Annotated in this window: 14 protein-coding genes and 1 riboswitch; of the genes, 11 read left to right on the forward strand and 3 right to left on the reverse strand. The window is 74.1% G+C overall.

Annotated elements, in window-relative coordinates:
* The first annotated feature begins 10 nt into the window (after nucleotides 1–10).
* From IHE55_RS25770 to IHE55_RS25785, 4 genes are all read left to right on the forward strand, one after another.
* Nucleotides 11–466, forward strand: coding sequence for an Lrp/AsnC family transcriptional regulator (locus IHE55_RS25770; protein ID WP_197991209.1), 456 nt, complete (start codon nucleotides 11–13; stop codon nucleotides 464–466).
* A 112-nt stretch (nucleotides 467–578) separates the two neighbouring features.
* Nucleotides 579–1,676, forward strand: a complete 1,098-nt coding sequence (locus IHE55_RS25775) for a DUF2382 domain-containing protein (RefSeq protein ID WP_197991210.1) — start codon at nucleotides 579–581, stop codon at nucleotides 1,674–1,676.
* Between the two features lie 699 nt (nucleotides 1,677–2,375).
* A complete protein-coding gene (locus IHE55_RS25780; RefSeq protein ID WP_197991211.1) occupies nucleotides 2,376–3,173 on the forward strand; it encodes a carbon-nitrogen hydrolase family protein in 798 nt (265 codons plus the stop codon).
* Between the two features lie 124 nt (nucleotides 3,174–3,297).
* Nucleotides 3,298–5,007: a flavin monoamine oxidase family protein gene (locus tag IHE55_RS25785; protein ID WP_197991212.1), complete on the forward strand. Its 1,710-nt coding sequence runs from the start codon at nucleotides 3,298–3,300 to the stop codon at nucleotides 5,005–5,007.
* A 117-nt stretch (nucleotides 5,008–5,124) separates the two neighbouring features.
* Here the strand turns inward: IHE55_RS25785 and IHE55_RS25790 are convergent, their stop codons facing one another.
* The 3 genes from IHE55_RS25790 to IHE55_RS25800 form a co-directional block, all read right to left on the reverse strand.
* A complete protein-coding gene (locus tag IHE55_RS25790) occupies nucleotides 5,125–5,778 on the reverse strand; it encodes a DUF5995 family protein (RefSeq protein ID WP_197992251.1) in 654 nt (217 codons plus the stop codon).
* A 269-nt stretch (nucleotides 5,779–6,047) separates the two neighbouring features.
* Nucleotides 6,048–7,433, reverse strand: a complete 1,386-nt coding sequence (locus IHE55_RS25795) for a uracil-xanthine permease family protein (RefSeq protein WP_197991213.1) — start codon at nucleotides 7,431–7,433, stop codon at nucleotides 6,048–6,050.
* A 433-nt stretch (nucleotides 7,434–7,866) separates the two neighbouring features.
* Nucleotides 7,867–9,225, reverse strand: a complete 1,359-nt coding sequence (locus IHE55_RS25800) for an MFS transporter (protein WP_232265699.1) — start codon at nucleotides 9,223–9,225, stop codon at nucleotides 7,867–7,869.
* 619 nt (nucleotides 9,226–9,844) lie between these two features.
* A riboswitch (FMN riboswitch) is annotated at nucleotides 9,845–9,975 on the forward strand.
* Between the two features lie 166 nt (nucleotides 9,976–10,141).
* Here IHE55_RS25800 and ribD point away from each other — a divergent pair.
* The 7 genes from ribD to IHE55_RS25835 all read left to right on the forward strand — a co-directional run bounded on the left by ribD (nucleotide 10,142) and on the right by IHE55_RS25835 (nucleotide 15,784).
* Nucleotides 10,142–11,266, forward strand: coding sequence for a bifunctional diaminohydroxyphosphoribosylaminopyrimidine deaminase/5-amino-6-(5-phosphoribosylamino)uracil reductase RibD (gene ribD, locus IHE55_RS25805; protein ID WP_197991214.1), 1,125 nt, complete (start codon nucleotides 10,142–10,144; stop codon nucleotides 11,264–11,266).
* Between the two features lies 1 nt (nucleotide 11,267).
* Nucleotides 11,268–11,903 (forward strand): riboflavin synthase, encoded by a 636-nt coding sequence (locus IHE55_RS25810; protein ID WP_197991215.1) that lies wholly within the window; start codon nucleotides 11,268–11,270, stop codon nucleotides 11,901–11,903.
* Nucleotides 11,904–12,003: 100 nt separating this feature from the next.
* Complete coding sequence (locus tag IHE55_RS25815; protein ID WP_197991216.1) at nucleotides 12,004–13,341, forward strand: bifunctional 3,4-dihydroxy-2-butanone-4-phosphate synthase/GTP cyclohydrolase II; 1,338 nt, start codon at nucleotides 12,004–12,006, stop codon at nucleotides 13,339–13,341.
* Between the two features lie 51 nt (nucleotides 13,342–13,392).
* Nucleotides 13,393–13,878, forward strand: coding sequence for a 6,7-dimethyl-8-ribityllumazine synthase (gene ribH / locus IHE55_RS25820; protein ID WP_197991217.1), 486 nt, complete (start codon nucleotides 13,393–13,395; stop codon nucleotides 13,876–13,878).
* A 116-nt stretch (nucleotides 13,879–13,994) separates the two neighbouring features.
* Nucleotides 13,995–14,267: a phosphoribosyl-ATP diphosphatase gene (locus IHE55_RS25825; protein ID WP_197991218.1), complete on the forward strand. Its 273-nt coding sequence runs from the start codon at nucleotides 13,995–13,997 to the stop codon at nucleotides 14,265–14,267.
* Between the two features lie 177 nt (nucleotides 14,268–14,444).
* Nucleotides 14,445–15,293, forward strand: a complete 849-nt coding sequence (gene hisG / locus IHE55_RS25830) for an ATP phosphoribosyltransferase (protein WP_197991219.1) — start codon at nucleotides 14,445–14,447, stop codon at nucleotides 15,291–15,293.
* Nucleotides 15,290–15,784, forward strand: coding sequence for a PH domain-containing protein (locus IHE55_RS25835; protein WP_372442728.1), 495 nt, complete (start codon nucleotides 15,290–15,292; stop codon nucleotides 15,782–15,784). The genes hisG and IHE55_RS25835 overlap by 4 nt, the downstream gene beginning before the upstream one ends.
* Nucleotides 15,785–15,890 lie beyond the last annotated feature (106 nt).

The raw sequence follows: 15,890 nt of genomic DNA on the forward strand, positions 1-15,890 counted from the left end.
CCCCTCCGACGTGCGACTGAACGAACTCGACGAACGCATCGTGCACGCCCTCGCCGAGGATGCCCGGCGCAGCTACGCGGACATCGGGGCGGAGGTGGGCCTGTCCGCCCCGGCGGTCAAGCGCCGGGTGGACCGGCTGCGCGCCGAGGGCGCCATCACCGGCTTCACCGTGCGGGTGGACCCGGCCGCGCTGGGCTGGCAGACCGAGGGCATCGTCGAGCTGTACTGCCGCCACAACACCTCGCCGGAGGACATCCGGCGCGGCCTGTCGCGCTACCCGGAGGTGGTGTCCGCGTCCACGGTGACCGGTGACGCGGACGCCGTGGTCCAGGTGTTCGCCTCCGACATGCGCCACTTCGAGCGGGTGCTGGAGCGGATCGCGGGCGAGCCCTTCGTGGAGCGCACCAAGTCGGTGCTGGTGCTCTCGCCGCTGCTGCGCCGGTTCTCCTCCGGCGCCCCCGGATAACCGCTCCGGAACCGCGATCCCTTCGCCGCTCCACTCCATGTTTTTCATCCCGTTTTGTTGGGGGATGCGGGGTTACCCGGCCGGTGGAGGCAACCGACCGAAGGAGGACGAAGTGATCACGAAGGAGCAGATCCCGGCGGTGCTCGATCATCCGGTCTACGACACCGAGGGCACCAAGATCGGGGATGCGAAGCACGTCTTCCTCGACGACGTCACCGGGAAGCCTGACTGGGTCACCGTACGCACCGGACTCTTCGGCATGAGTGAGAGCTTCGTGCCGGTCCAGGACGCCCGACTGGTCCAGGACCACCTCGAAGTGCCCTTCAGCAAGAGCAAGGTGAAGGACGCGCCGCACGTGGATGTGGACTCCGGTGGTCACCTGTCGGTCGATGAGGAACGGAAGCTGTACCGCCACTACGGCATGGAGTGGGGCGAAACCGGCCGCCGGGCCGGGCAGGGCACCGCTGGAACGGGCACCGGAACCGCCGGCGCCGCGGGCGACCGCTCCCGGATGGGCGAGCCCTACCCCGGCGCGGCGATGGGCACCCGGGGCACCGAGGGCACCGGCAAGGGCGTGGACACCGGCACCCGGCCGGCGATGACCGCGGACGAGGCCGCGGCCGCCGCCGAGACCGACGTGACCGGCACCCGCGTCGGCCGGCCCACCGAGGGGCGCCAGCGCGGCAGGGAAGACCTGGAGGCCGAGCGGGCGGTGACCCGCTACGAGGAGGAACTGCACGTCGGCGTCGAACAGACCGAGGCCGGCCGGGCCCGGCTCCACCGCTACGTCGACACCGAGCACGTCGAGCGGACCGTCCCGCTGCGCCACGAGGAACTGCTGATCGAGCGCGAACCGATCACCGAGGCCAACCGGGGCACCGTCACCGGCGGCCACAAGATCGGCGAGACCGAGGAGGAAGTGGTCCTCCACCGCGAACGGGCGGTGCTGCGCACCGAGGTCGTCCCCAAGGAAAGGGTGCGGCTGCGGGTCGAGGAGCGGACCACCGAGGAGGTCGTCGGCGGTGACGTGCGCCGGGAGCGCATCGAGATCGAGACCGACGAGGGCCGCCTCGACACCCGCGGGACCAGCGGCGACGTCGGCCGCCGCCGCGGCCGGGGAACCGCCGGCGAGTACGGCCCGGACTACGGCAAGCGCGGCCCCGGCGAGCCCGGGATGGACGACTACGGCAGGGGCGGCCCCACGCGGTAGGCGGCGGGCCGCCGCCGGCGAACGAGCGGCGAGGAGGGACGTCGGGCCTCGGGCCCTCGCGGCACCGGGGCTCGGAGCGCCGCCCACCGCGCGCGGCGCCCTGACGGCGGGCCGGTGGCGAGCCGCTGCGGTGCGGCTGTGATGCCGGTGTGATGAGTGATGCCGGTGCGGTGGTCGTGCCCGCCCGGTGTCTCGTAGGCGCGGAATCCACGGGCCCGCAGATGGCGGGCCCGGCGCGTTTCATGGTGGTTTTGTTCTTTCATGCCTGGTTCAGCTGGTATGCCGGAGTCGGCGGAAGTGGTGAAAATCGGGGGGCAGGCGGGATAAAGTCGCAGGTCGCGTCCTGTGCTCCCCGCGCACGCGGGGGTGGTCCCGGCCCTTGCCCAAGCCGGAACCGGAGCCGCCCGTGCTCCCCGCGCACGCGGGGGTGGTCCCGCCATCGTGCGTGCGCTGGTCGGGTAGAACGGGTGCTCCCCGCCCGCGCGGGGCGCGGCACCGCACCCCTCACCCCGGCCCCGCCCCGGGGCCGGGCCCGTGTGGCCGGGGTCACTCCGCGGGCATGGTGCGCAATGAATCGCCGCCCCGGCGTCATTCCGCGAAATGAATCGACGGCTGGTCCGCAATGGTCATGGCTTGTCCGGAAATCACGCCGGACCGTACCTTCGAAGCGTCCCCCGACGGTCTCTTCCGAGGTCTGCCATGCCGCCGCTGCGTACCGCCCTGCTCCAGAGCTCCGGCCACCCCGGTGACACCGCCGCCAATCTCGCCGTGCTCGGCGAGGCCGTGGCCGCCGCGGCCGCCGCCGGGGCGCGGCTGCTGGTCACCTCCGAGCTGTTCCTCACCGGGTACGCCATCGGTGACGGCGTGCACCGGCTCGCCGAGGCCGCCGACGGGCCCTCCGCCCGGGCGGTGGCCGCGCTCGCCGCCGAGCACGGGGTGGCCGTGGTGTACGGCTACCCGGAGCGGGACGGCGACGCGGTGTACAACGCCGCCCAGGTGATCGGCCCGGACGGCGGCCGGATCGCCAACTACCGCAAGACCCATCTGTTCGGGGAGTTCGAGCGCACCTGGTTCACCCCCGGCGACAGCCCGGTCGTCCAGGCCGAACTGGACGGTGTCCGGCTGGGCGTCATGATCTGCTACGACGTGGAGTTCCCGGAGAACGTCCGGGCCCACGCCCTGGCCGGTACCGATCTGCTGCTGGTGCCCACCGCCCAGATGCACCCGTTCCAGTTCGTGGCCGAGTCCCTGGTGCCGGTCCGGGCCTTCGAGAACCAGCTGTACATCGCCTACGTCAACCGCACCGGCCCGGAGGAGGAGTTCGAGTTCGTCGGGCTCAGCTGCCTGGCGAGCCCCGACGGCGCCACCCGGGCCCGGGCCGGCCGCGGCGAGGAGCTGCTGTTCGGCGAGGTCGATCCCCGGCTGCTGGGCGACTCCCGGGAGCGGAACCCGTATCTGCACGACCGCCGCCCCGGCCTGTACACCGCCCTCACCTGACGGACGCGCTTCCCCCGCCCGCCCCGGCGCCCCGCCGGGGCCCCGCGAGACCGCCGACACCTCCCGTACCACCGCCGGGCCCCACGGCCCGGCCCGGTTCCACCCCGCAAGGAGTCCGTACCCGATGACGTCCACGGTGCCCCCCGCCGCCCACGACGAGCAGGACCGGAAGCAGGAGCCGGTCCTGCCGCCGATCACCATGTTCGGCCCGGACTTCCCGTACGCCTACGACGACTACCTGGCCCACCCGGCCGGGCTCGGCCAGGTCCCGGCCACCGAGCACGGCACCGAGGTGGCCGTCATCGGCGGCGGCCTGTCCGGTATCGTCGCCGCGTACGAGCTGATGAAGATGGGCCTGAAGCCGGTGGTCTACGAGGCCGACCGGATCGGCGGCCGGCTGCGCACCGTCGGCTTCGAGGGCTGCGACGACGCGCTCACCGCCGAGATGGGCGCGATGCGGTTCCCGCCCAGCTCCACCGCGCTCCAGTACTACATCGACCTGGTGGGCCTGGAGACCCGGCCGTTCCCCAACCCGCTGGCGCCCGACACCCCGTCCACCGTCGTCGACCTCAAGGGCGAGACGCACTACGCGGAGACCATCGACGACCTGCCCGAGGTCTACCGCCAGGTCGCCGACGCCTGGAACGCCTGTCTGGAGGAGGGCGCGGACTTCTCCGACATGAACCGCGCCATCCGCGAGCGCGACGTGCCGCGCATCCGGGAGATCTGGGCGAAGCTCGTGGAGAAGCTGGACAACCAGACCTTCTACGGCTTCCTGTGCGACTCCGAGGCCTTCCGGTCCTTCCGTCACCGGGAGATCTTCGGCCAGGTGGGCTTCGGTACCGGCGGCTGGGACACCGACTTCCCCAACTCCATCCTGGAGATCCTCCGCGTCGTCTACACCGAGGCCGACGACCACCACCGCGGCATCGTCGGCGGCAGCCAGCAGCTGCCGCTGCGACTGTGGGAGCGCGAGCCGGGCAAGATCGTGCACTGGGAGCACGGCACCTCGCTGGCGAAGCTGCACGGCGGCGAGCCGCGGCCCGCGGTCACCCGGCTGCACCGCACCGCGGGCAACCGGATCACCGTCACCGACGCCTCCGGCGACATCCGCACCTACCGGGCGGCCATCTTCACCGCCCAGTCCTGGATGCTGCTGTCGAAGATCGAGTGCGACGACTCGCTCTTCCCGATCGACCACTGGACGGCGATCGAGCGCACCCACTACATGGAGTCGTCCAAGCTGTTCGTCCCGGTGGACCGGCCGTTCTGGCTGGACAAGGACGAGGAGACCGGTCGCGACGTGATGTCGATGACCCTCACCGACCGGATGACGCGCGGCACCTACCTGCTGGACGACGGTCCGGACCGGCCCGCCGTGATCTGCCTGTCGTACACCTGGTGCGACGACAGCCTCAAGTGGCTGCCGCTGTCCGCGCAGGAGCGGATGGAGGTCATGCTCAAGTCGCTCTCGGAGATCTATCCGAAGGTGGACATCCGCAAGCACATCATCGGCAACCCGGTCACCGTCTCCTGGGAGAACGAGCCCTACTTCATGGGCGCGTTCAAGGCCAACCTGCCCGGCCACTACCGGTACCAGCGGCGGCTGTTCACCCACTTTATGCAGGACCGGCTGCCGGAGGACAAGCGCGGCATCTTCCTCGCCGGCGACGACATCTCCTGGACCGCGGGCTGGGCGGAGGGCGCCGTGCAGACCGCCCTCAACGCGGTGTGGGGCGTGATGCACCAGCTCGGCGGGGCCACCGACCCCGGCAACCCCGGCCCGGGCGACGTCTACGACGACATCGCCCCGGTGGAACTGCCCGAGGACTGACACCGCCGGGCCTCCGACCCGGGGCCGCCGGGCCTCCCGATCCGGGGCCGCCGCCACGCCGCGAGGGCGCGTGGCGGCGGCCCGCAGCCATGCCCCGCCACGGGGCGCCGGCGGACGTCAGCCCGGTACCGGAGCGGGCCGGGTCAGCGGCGTGAGCAGGAAGCGGCCGACCATGCCGACGCTCGCGTCGATCCGCCCGGCGAGCTCCTCGGCCAGCTCCGGCAGGCCGCGCAGGCCCCACAGGGCGCGGAACGCCGCCCACGCCGCGTCCCGCGCCCGCTCCAGGCTCCACGCCCCCACCAGATGGGTGAGCGGATCGGCGAGGTCCAGCAGGTCCGGGCCGGGCATCAGCTCCTCCCGGACCCGCTCCTCCAGCCCGGTCAGCAGCTCGCCGACGAGGTCGAATTCCGCCTCCAGCGCCGCCGGCTCCAGACCGCGGGCCCGGCAGGTGTCCACCAGGGCCAGCGCCAGGTCGTGGCCGATGTGCGCGTTGACGCCGGCCAGCGCGAACTGCGGCGAGCTGACGCCGGGGTGGCTGCGCAGCTGGAACAGCGGGCGCCAGCAGGCGGGGGCGCGCCGGCCCGCCGCGACGGCGTCCACCGCGGCCAGATAGCGCTCGGCGAACCGTACCGTCAGGTCCCCGGCGACCGCCGGGTCGCGGAAGTACCGGCCGCCCAGCCGGTGCTCCACCTCCGCCGTGACCGACAGGTACACCCGGTTGAAGACCGCCACCCCGTCCCGGACGGGCAGCTCCGCGCCGATCCCGCGCATCCGCGCCACCACCCGGGCCACCCCGTGCCGCTCCGGCGGCCCGGACGGCGGGGCCGGCGGGGCCGGCACCACGGCGCCCGGCCGGGTCCGCTCTCCGGTCGATTCCATGCCGGCCAGCGTCCCAGCGCCGGACCGGCCCGGTCCGGGCGCGCGCCCGGACTTCCCCGGAAAGGGCCAACGGAGCGGCCCCCGGGCTGACGCGCCGCGCCCCGCGAGCGGGGTGAGGCGCGCCGGCACCGGGGGCCGGCGGGTCCGTGAGGGGCGGCCGGTCAGGACCCGGCGGCGCCCTTGTCGTAGGCGCTGGTGCCGGAGTCCAGCAGCGGCTCCTGCTGCTTGAGGTGGGCCGGGGCCAGGGCGCGGAGCACGTGGTAGCCGGTGATCACCACGATGGTGCCCAGCGCGATGCCGCCCAGCTCGAAGTTGTCACTGATCTTCAGGCTCACACCGCCCACGCCGATGATGACCCCGGCCGCCACCGGCACCAGGTTGAGCGGGTTCCGCAGGTCCACCTTGTTGTGCACCCAGATCTGCGCGCCCAGCAGCCCGATCATGCCGTACAGGATCACCGTGATGCCGCCCAGCACACCACCGGGGATCGCGGCGACCACGGCCCCGAACTTCGGGCAGAGCCCGAACAGCAGCGCGAAGCAGGCGGCGGCCCAGTAGGCCGCGGTGGAGTACACCCGGGTGGCCGCCATGACGCCGATGTTCTCCGAGTAGGTGGTGGTGGCCGGGCCGCCCACCGAGGTGGACAGCACGGTGGCCACGCCGTCCGCCGAGATCGCGGTGCCCAGCTTGTCGTCGAGCGGGTCGCCGATCATCTCGCCGACGGCCTTCACGTGGCCGGCGTTCTCCGCGATCAGCGCGATGACCACCGGCAGCGCGACCAGGATCGCGGACCACTCGAAGGCGGGAGCGTGCAGGTCCGGCAGCCCGATCCAGTCCGCCCGGCCCACCGCCGACAGGTCCAGCCGCCAGTGGTCCACGGCCTCCGGGCCGCCGTTCACCGAGTGGATCTTGCCGAAGACGCGGTCCAGCGCCCAGGAGAGCAGATAGCCGAAGACCAGCCCCAGGAAGATCGCGATCCGCGACCAGAAGCCCCGCAGACACACCACGGCCAGCCCGGTGAAGAGCATGGTCAGCAGCGCCGTCCACTGGTCGGTGGGCCAGTAGGTGCTCGCCGTCACCGGCGCCAGGTTGAACCCGATGAGCATCACCACCGCACCGGTGACCACCGGCGGCATCACCGCGTGGATGATGCGGGCGCCGAACCGCTGGACGGCGAGCCCGCTCAGCAGCAGCACCGCGCCGACCACCAGGATCGCGCCGGTGATCGCGGCGCTCCCGCCGCCCTGGGCCCGGATCACCGCCGCCACCCCGACGAAGGAGAGGCTGCAGCCGAGGTAACTGGGCACCCGGCCCCGGGTGGCCAGCAGGAACAGCATGGTGGCGACACCGGACATCATGATCGCCAGGTTGGGGTCCAGCCCCATCAGTACCGGTGCGACGAACGACGCACCGAACATCGCGACGACATGCTGTGCGCCCAGCCCGGCCGTCCGCGGCCAGGACAGCCGCTCATCAGGCCGGACCACGGCTCCGGGGGCGGGGGTGCGCCCGTCGCCGTGCAGGGTCCAGCGCACGCCCAGGCCCATGACTGCTCCACTTCATCCGTTCGGGGGGTGTTCGAGGAAATCGGAGCCATGGTAGTGGCCGGTTCATGATGCTCGGCTGGCCAGTTCCCGCGGTCGCACCCCCGATCCTCCCGACGGACGCACCCGGGGGCCCCGATCCACGGTGGAGGTACGGGGTCGGGTCGCAGCCCGGCAGAACGGTCCGGGCCCGCAACTCCCGCCCGTCCGGTACGGGCGGCCGGGGACGGGCTGTCTCGTAGGGGCCGCCGGGTTCGGGCCGGTGAGCGGGGCCCGCCTGGTGCCCTGCCGGGGCCCGGGCGACCCCGTACCGTCACGCGAGGGAGTACGGCGGGAGAGGCGGGCCGTCGGCACCGGCGCGGCGGGACGCGCCGGACATCGCGGGCCCCCGGCCCCGCCCGTCCCGGCCCGCCGGCGCAGCGGGCCCGCCGCCGGCTCAGTCCAGTGCCTCCCGGCCGGACGCGCCGCGCTCCGTGCCGTCCCGGCCGGCCGCGCCGCCGGCGTCCGAGGCGGTGTCCGGGTCGGCGGTGGTGCCGGCACCGCCGCCGGTGGCCGGGAGGGCCGTGCCGGGGCCGCCGCCGCGGACGTCGCGGCCATCAGCTCGGAGTACGCCCGCGCCCGCCACCAGTCCCAGGGCCAGCACGGTGACCAGGCCGAACGACACCGTCAGCGAGGTGGCGTCGGCGAGCGAGCCGATGGCCGCCGGGGCGATCAGGCCCGAGGTGTAGGTGATGGTGGCCACGCCCGCGATCGCCTGGCTCGGGGCCGGGCCGCTGCGGCCGGCGGCGGCGAACGCCAGCGGCACCACCACCGCGATCCCCAGGCCGATCAGCCCGAACCCGCCGACCGCGAAGCCGGCCGACGGGGCGGTGACCACCAGGATGCCGCCGACCGTGGCGAGCACCCCGCCGGAGCGGACCGTGCGCACCGGGCCCAGCCGCGCGACGGCCGCGTCGCCGAGCAGCCGGGCGACGGCCATGGTGCAGGCGAAGGCGGTGGTGCAGGCCGCCGCCACACCTGGCGAGGAGTCCAGCACGTCCCGCAGGTACACCGCCGACCAGTCCAGGCTCGCCCCCTCGGCGAACACCGCGCAGAAGCCCACCGCGCCGATCGCCAGCGCGGAGCGCGGCGGGAGCGCGAACCGCGGCGGCGGCTCCTCGTCCGGCGCACCCGCCCGGCCCGCCGCACCGTCCGCACCGGCGTCGCGCGGATCGAGCACCCACCGGCAGGCCACCACGCCCAGCACGGTCAGCACCGCGGCGGTCACCGTCAGGTGCAGCCGGGCGTCGGAGCCGGCGTGCGCGGCGACCGTGCCCGCCGCCGACCCCACCAGGGCGCCCACGCTCCACATGCCGTGCAGCCCGGACATCACCGGCCGCCCCAGCCGGTCCTCGATCTCCACGCCCAGCGCGTTCATCGCCACGTCCGACATGCCCGCGGTCGCGCCGTAGACGAACAGCGCACCGCACAGCCACACCAGGCCGGGCGCGAACGGGGGCAGGACGAGCGACAGGCACCACAGCGCCAGCAGCCCGCGCAGCGCCACCCGGGCCCCGAACCGGTGGCTGATCCGCCCGGCCAGCGGCATCGCCACCGAGGCGCCGATGGCCGGGAAGGCGAGGGCCAGCCCCAGCTGGCCGGCGCTGACGTCCAGCCGTTCGGAGATCCACGGGATACGGGTGGCGAAGCTGCCGGTGACCGCACCGTGGACGGCGAACACCGCGGCCACCGCGATCCGCGCCCGCCGGACCGCCGCCATCCCCGGCGTCCCGGCGCCGTCCTGCCTGCTCGCCATGTACTCGTCGCCCTCCCGCACGCGCGTGCCGCGTCAACCCACCGGACGCTACGCCACCGGACGCCCGCGGGAAACCGGAAAAGGCCGCCCCCACGGCACCCTGCCTGCCGCCCCCACGGCACCGTGCTCGCCGCCCCACCGGCATCGGCACCGGGCCCGGCGCCCCGGCCGCGCGTGCCGCCGCCCCGCGACACCTCCGGGCTTGGTGCCCGGCCACTTTTTCCAGGCGCACGACCGGGGTGCCGCCCACTGCCCAGGGCACCACCGGCCGCGCCCGCGACCGGCGCCGCGCCACTCCGGTCCGGCACCTCCCCTGCCGTCCGCCCGTCCGGCCCCTTCCGTCCGCCGTCGACCCCGCCCCCGGCCCCTCCCGACCCGCCGGGCGCGACCGCCACCGCCACCCCCTCACCTCCACCGGCGCACGCACGCCCGCGCCCGCCCGCCTGCTCACCCCACCCCTCACGCCCGCCCTTCACACCCGCCCGCGCCGCCCCCGCCCGGACGCCCCGGCCGGCGGCCCCGCCCGGCGTCACGGCGTCAACCGGGTGAGACAGGCCACACCACCGCCGGTCCACCCCGTTCGGCGCTGCGTGGCACACTGGTCGGGTACCAGTGACGTCAGCGCACTCCGGGGTCGGTGAAAATCCGAACCGGCGGTTACAGTCCGCGACCCGTCCGCAGCCAGCGGCCGGTTGACCAGGTGAAACTCCTGGACCGACGGTGAAAGTCCGGATGGGAGGCAGTGCGCGGCGGGCGAGTGACACCGGTACGCCGCCGTCGGCGGCCCGTTCCCGTACGCACCGGGACGGTGCCCTGCCGCGCGGTCGCGGCGTACCCCCGTGGTGAGACCTCGACCCGCTCACCGTCGGTTTCCCCGACGCCCCGGAGTCCGTGCCCCACACGGCAGGAGGACCCGGTGGCCACCGCAGCAGAGATCGACGCGATGCGCCGTGCCATCGGCCTCGCCACCCGCGGCCTCGGCCACACCAGCCCCAACCCGGTCGTCGGCTGCGTCGTCCTCGACGCCCGCGGCGAACCCGCGGGCGAGGGCTGGCACGAGCGGGCCGGCGGTCCGCACGCCGAGGTGAACGCGCTGCGCGCGGCCGGCGAACGGGCCCGCGGCGGCACCGCCGTGGTCACCCTGGAACCGTGCGACCACACCGGCCGCACCGGCCCCTGCAGCCAGGCCCTGATCGCCGCCGGCGTCGCCCGCGTGGTCTACGCCGTCGCCGACCCCACCCCCGCCGCCACCGGCGGGGCCGGCACCCTGCTCGCCGCCGGGCTCGACGTGGAGGGCGGGGTGCTCGCCGCGGAGGCGGCGGCCGGCAACGAGGCGTGGCTGACCGCCGTCGCCCGCCACCGCCCCCATGTCGTGTGGAAGTACGCGGCCACCCTGGACGGCCGCAGCGCCGCGGCGGACGGCACCAGCCGCTGGATCACCTCCCCCGAGTCCCGCGCCGATGTGCAGCGGCTGCGCGCCGAGGCCGACGCCGTACTGGTCGGTTCCGGCACCGCCCGGACCGACGACCCGCAGCTGTCCGCCCGCACCGGCGACCCCGCCACCAACCAGCCGCTGCGCGTGGTGCTCGACTCCGGCGGCACCGCCGTCCACCCCGGCGCCCGGGTCCTGGACGGCTCCGCGCCCACCCTGATCGCCGTCGCCCGGGACACCGACACCACCCACCTGGACGGCACGCCCGCCACCGTGCTGCGGCTGCCGCGCGCCGCCGGCGGCCCCGGACTGGACCTCGGCGCCCTGCTCGGGGCGCTGTACGAGCGGGGCGTCCGCTCACTGCTGCTGGAGGGCGGCCCCCGGCTGGCCGGCGCGTTCCTCGCGGCCGGAGCCGTGGACCGGATCATCGGCTACCTCGCCCCGGCGCTCCTCGGCGACGGCCCCGCCGCCCTGTCCGGCGCCGGAATCACCACCATCGGCCAGGCGTTGCGCCTGGAGGTGACCGACGTCGTCCGGCTCGGCCCGGACCTGCGCATCACCGCCGTACCCGCACCACCCGCCGTCCCGACCCACTCCGAGGAGAACTGACGTGTTCACGGGCATCGTTGAAGAACTGGGTGAAGTCGTCGCCGTCGAGGAACTCGCCGACGCCTCCCGCTTCCGGCTCCGCGGCCCCCTGGTCACCGAGGGCGCCCGGCACGGCGACTCCATCGCGGTCAACGGCGTGTGTCTGACCGTGGTGGACACCGCCGACGGCGAGTTCACCGCCGACGTGATGGCCGAGACCCTCAAGCGGTCCTCCCTCGGCGCCCTGCGGCCCGGCTCCCGCGTCAACCTGGAGCGGCCCATGGCCCTCGGCGGGCGGCTCGGCGGCCACCTCGTCCAGGGCCACGTGGACGGCACCGGCACCATCCTCGGGCGCACCCCGGCCGAGCACTGGGAGATCGTGAAGATCTCCCTGCCGCCCGCCCTCACCCGCTACGTGGTGGAGAAGGGCTCGATCACCGTGGACGGCATCAGCCTGACCGTCGTCGAGGCCGCCGACGAGTACTTCACCGTCAGCCTCATCCCCACCACCCTCGCCCTCACCACGCTCGGCACCAAGCAGTCCGGTGACCCGGTCAACCTGGAGGTCGACGTCATCGCCAAGTACGTGGAGCGGATGCTGGGCCAGGGCGCGTACGGCACCGCGTACGGCCCCGGGAGGAAGGACCCGGTCGGATGACCGGCAGTCCGCGGCGGGCCGCGGGCCACCGGCCCGCCCCCGCCCACGCCGGGCAGGTCACCGGCGCGCACCACTGGCACGTCAACGAAGGAGGCCGGGCATGACCGTCCTGCCGCAGGTACGGAACTGGACCGACGACCTGGTACTGGACCCCGTCGAGCGGGCGATCGCCGAGATCGCCGCCGGCCGCCCGGTGGTCGTCGTCGACGACGAGGACCGGGAGAACGAGGGCGACCTCGTGGTGGCCGCCGAGAAGGTGACCCCCGAGATCGTCGCCTTCATGATGAGCGAGTGCCGCGGCCTGATCTGCGCCACCCTGGAGGGTGCCGACCTGGACCGGCTGGAGCTGCCGCAGATGGTGCGGCAGAACACCGAGTCGATGCGCACCGCCTTCACCGTCTCGGTCGACGCCACCGCCGCCCACGGCGTGGGCACCGGCATCTCCGCCGCGGACCGGGCCACCACCCTGCGCCTGCTCGCCGACCCCACCAGCGTGCCCGCCGACTTCAGCCGCCCCGGCCACGTCTTTCCGCTGCGCGCCCGTCCCGGCGGCGTCCTGGTCCGCAACGGCCACACCGAGGCGGGCGTGGACCTCGCCCGGCTGGCCGGCCTGCGTCCGGCCGCCGCGATCGTGGAGATCGCCGGTGAGGACGGCGTGATGCTCCGCCTGCCGGAGCTGGTTCCCTTCGCCCGCAAGCACGGCCTGGCCATCATCTCCATCGAGGACCTGATCGCCTACCGCCGCTCCGCGGAACCCACCGTGCGCCGCGAGGCGGAGACCCGGCTGCCCACCGCGGCCGGCGACTTCCGCGCCGTCGGCTACCGCTCCACCACCGACGGTGTGGAGCACGTGGCGCTGGTCGCCGGGGACCTCGGGGACGGCGAGGACGTCCTGGTGCGGGTCCACTCCGAGTGCCTCACCGGCGACGTCTTCGGGTCGCTGCGGTGCGACTGCGGCCCGCAGCTGAACACCGCGCTGGAGCGCGTCGCCACCGAGGGGCGCGGCGTGGTCCTGTACCTGCGCGGACACGAGGGCCGCGGCATCGGGCTGCTGTCCAAGCTGCGCGCCTACCAGCTCCAGGAGCGCGGCCGGGACACCCTCGACGCCAACCTGGAACTGGGCCTGCCGGCCGATGCCCGCGACTACGCGGCCGCCGCGCAGATGCTCACCGACCTCGGCGTGCGCTCGCTGCGGCTGATGACCAACAACCCGGAGAAGACCGCCGCCATGGTGCGGCACGGCCTGCGGGTCACCCGGCGCGAGCCGATGCCGGTCCAGGCCGGCGAGCACAACCTGCGCTACCTGCGCACCAAGCGGGACCGGATGGGCCACGACCTGCCCTGGCTCGACGCCGACCGGCACACCCTCGCCGGGGACGGCACGTACCCTGTGGCCGCCGGACGGGAGGCGCCGGTCAGCGCCGCCGGCCGCCCCTGACCCCCGCCCCCCCCAGCACGACCAGTACCGACCCGTACGGCAAGGAGAGACATGAGCGGCAAGGGCGCCCCCGAGCTGACCGTGAAGAACTGCGGTGACCTGCGCGTGGCCGTGATCGCGGCGCAGTGGCACACCCAGGTGATGGACGGTCTGGTGGCCGGCGCACTGCGCGCGCTCGGCGAACTCGGCATCGACGAACCGACCGTGCTGCGCGTCCCCGGCAGCTTCGAGCTTCCGGTGGTGGCGAAGGTGCTGGCCGGCCGCGGCTACGACGCGGTGGTCGCCCTCGGCGTCGTCATCCGGGGCGGCACCCCGCACTTCGAATACGTCTGCCAGGGCGTCACCCAGGGACTGACCCAGGTCAGCGTGGACACCGGTGTCCCCATCGGCTTCGGGGTGCTCACCTGCGACACCGAGGAGCAGGCGCTGGACCGCGCCGGGCTGCCCGGGTCCAGCGAGGACAAGGGCCACGAGGCGGTCACCGCGGCCGTCGCCACCGCCACTACCCTGCGCACCGTCTCCGAGCCCTGGCGCTGACCCGGCGGCCGGCCCCGGCGGCCTCGTGCCCCCGGGCCGGTTCCCGCGCCGCCGGGGGGCGCCGCGCCGGGCCCCGGCACCGGCCGGCCCCGGGGGAGAAGTAGGCTAGGACCACCATGGCCAACAAGACATTCGAGGAGCTCTTCGCCGAGCTCCAGCAGAAGGCCGCCACCGGCGACCCCAGCACCTCCCGTACCGCCGAGCTGGTGGACAAGGGTGTGCATGCGATCGGCAAGAAGGTCGTCGAGGAGGCGGCGGAGGTGTGGATGGCGGCCGAGCACGAGGGCGCGGACCGCACCGCCGAGGAGATCTCCCAGCTGCTGTACCACCTTCAGGTGATGATGGTGGCCCGGGGCATCTCCCTGGACGACGTATACGCTCATCTCTGATCCGCTCCCCGGTCCCTACCGTTCCACCGCCCCCGGCAGCCCGGGCACCCCGCGCGTGCCCGGCCGCCGGGGCACCGGCCCGGCCGCCGCGCTCGCCGTCCGGCGGACCGGACCCGGCCGCCCGTACCGCCCAGCCCAGCCAGCCCAGCCCCGACATCAGGTAAGGAAGTCGCCACCATGCTGCGCATCGCCGTCCCCAACAAGGGTTCACTGTCCGAGCCTGCGTCGGCGATGCTCCATGAGGCGGGCTACCGGCAGCGCAAGGACCGCAGGGAACTCGTCCTGGTCGACACCGACAACGAGGTCGAGTTCTTCTTCCTGCGCCCGCGCGACATCGCCGTGTACGTCGGCTCCGGCCGCCTCGACATCGGCATCACCGGCCGCGACCTGCTGCTGGACTCCGGCTCCCGGGCCGAGGAGATCATGCAGCTGGGCTTCGCCTCCTCCACCTTCCGCTACGCCACCCGCCCCGGCACCGCCAAGGACGTGACCGACTTCAACGGCATGACGGTGGCCACCTCCTTCTCCGGCCTGGTCTCCAAGCACCTCGCCGACCACGGCGTGGACGCCTCCGTCGTCCGGCTCGACGGGGCCGTGGAGACCGCCATCCAGCTCGGCGTCGCCGAGATCATCGCGGACGTGGTGGAGACCGGCACCACCCTGCGCAACGCCGGACTGGAGATCATCGGCGAGCCCATCCTGGAGTCCGAGGCGGTCGTCATCCGGCGCACCGGCGCCCCCGCCGACGACCCCAAGGTCCAGCAGTTCCTCCGCCGCATGCAGGGCGTCCTGGTCGCCCGCCGGTACGTGATGATGGACTACGACATCCGGGTGGAGCACGTCGAGCGCGCGGTCGCGCTCACCCCCGGACTGGAGTCCCCGACCGTCTCCCCGCTGCACCACGAGGGCTGGGTCGCGGTCCGCTCGATGGTGCCCGCCAAGGACGCCCAGCGCATCATGGACGAGCTGTACGACCTGGGCGCCCGCGCGATCCTCACCACCGGCATCCACGCCGCCCGCCTGTGACCTCCGCCACCCCAGCCGCCGACGAGAGTTCCGACGCCGTGTCCGCCTCCGCCCCCCTGCCCGACCTTCCGGTGGTCTTCCGGCCCACCCGCACCCGGGTGGTCCTGGTGACCATCGGCATCCTGATGTTCCTCGTCCTCGCCGCGGTCGCGGTGCTGCTGGACCGGCTCAGCCCGGGGGAGCGGATCAGCTTCATCTTCACCGGCGGCCTGTTCTTCGGCGGCCTGATGGTCCTCAGCCGCCCCAAGGTGGTCGCCGACCGGGACGGGGTGACGGTGATCAACCTCACCACCACCCGCCGCCTGACCTGGCCCGAAGTGATCCGCGTCAACCTGCGGACGGGCGACCCGTGGGTGTACCTGGACCTCGCCGACGGCACCAGCTACCCGGCCATGGGCATCCAGCCCGGCATCGCCAGGCAGCAGGCCATCGGCGACGCCAGGACCCTGCGCGCGCTCGCCGAGGAATACGGCACGTCTTCGCGCGGCTGATCGTCGTGATTACTCTGTTGGGCGGGGCGCGTGAAGCGCCCCGCCCGGCACCGGGCTCCCTGCTACCCAAAGGAGTGAGTCCCTCCAGCGATGGACGGATCGTCCT

The organism is Streptomyces pactum (assembly GCF_016031615.1).
In the GTDB taxonomy this organism is placed as follows: Bacteria; Actinomycetota; Actinomycetes; order Streptomycetales; family Streptomycetaceae; genus Streptomyces; species Streptomyces pactus.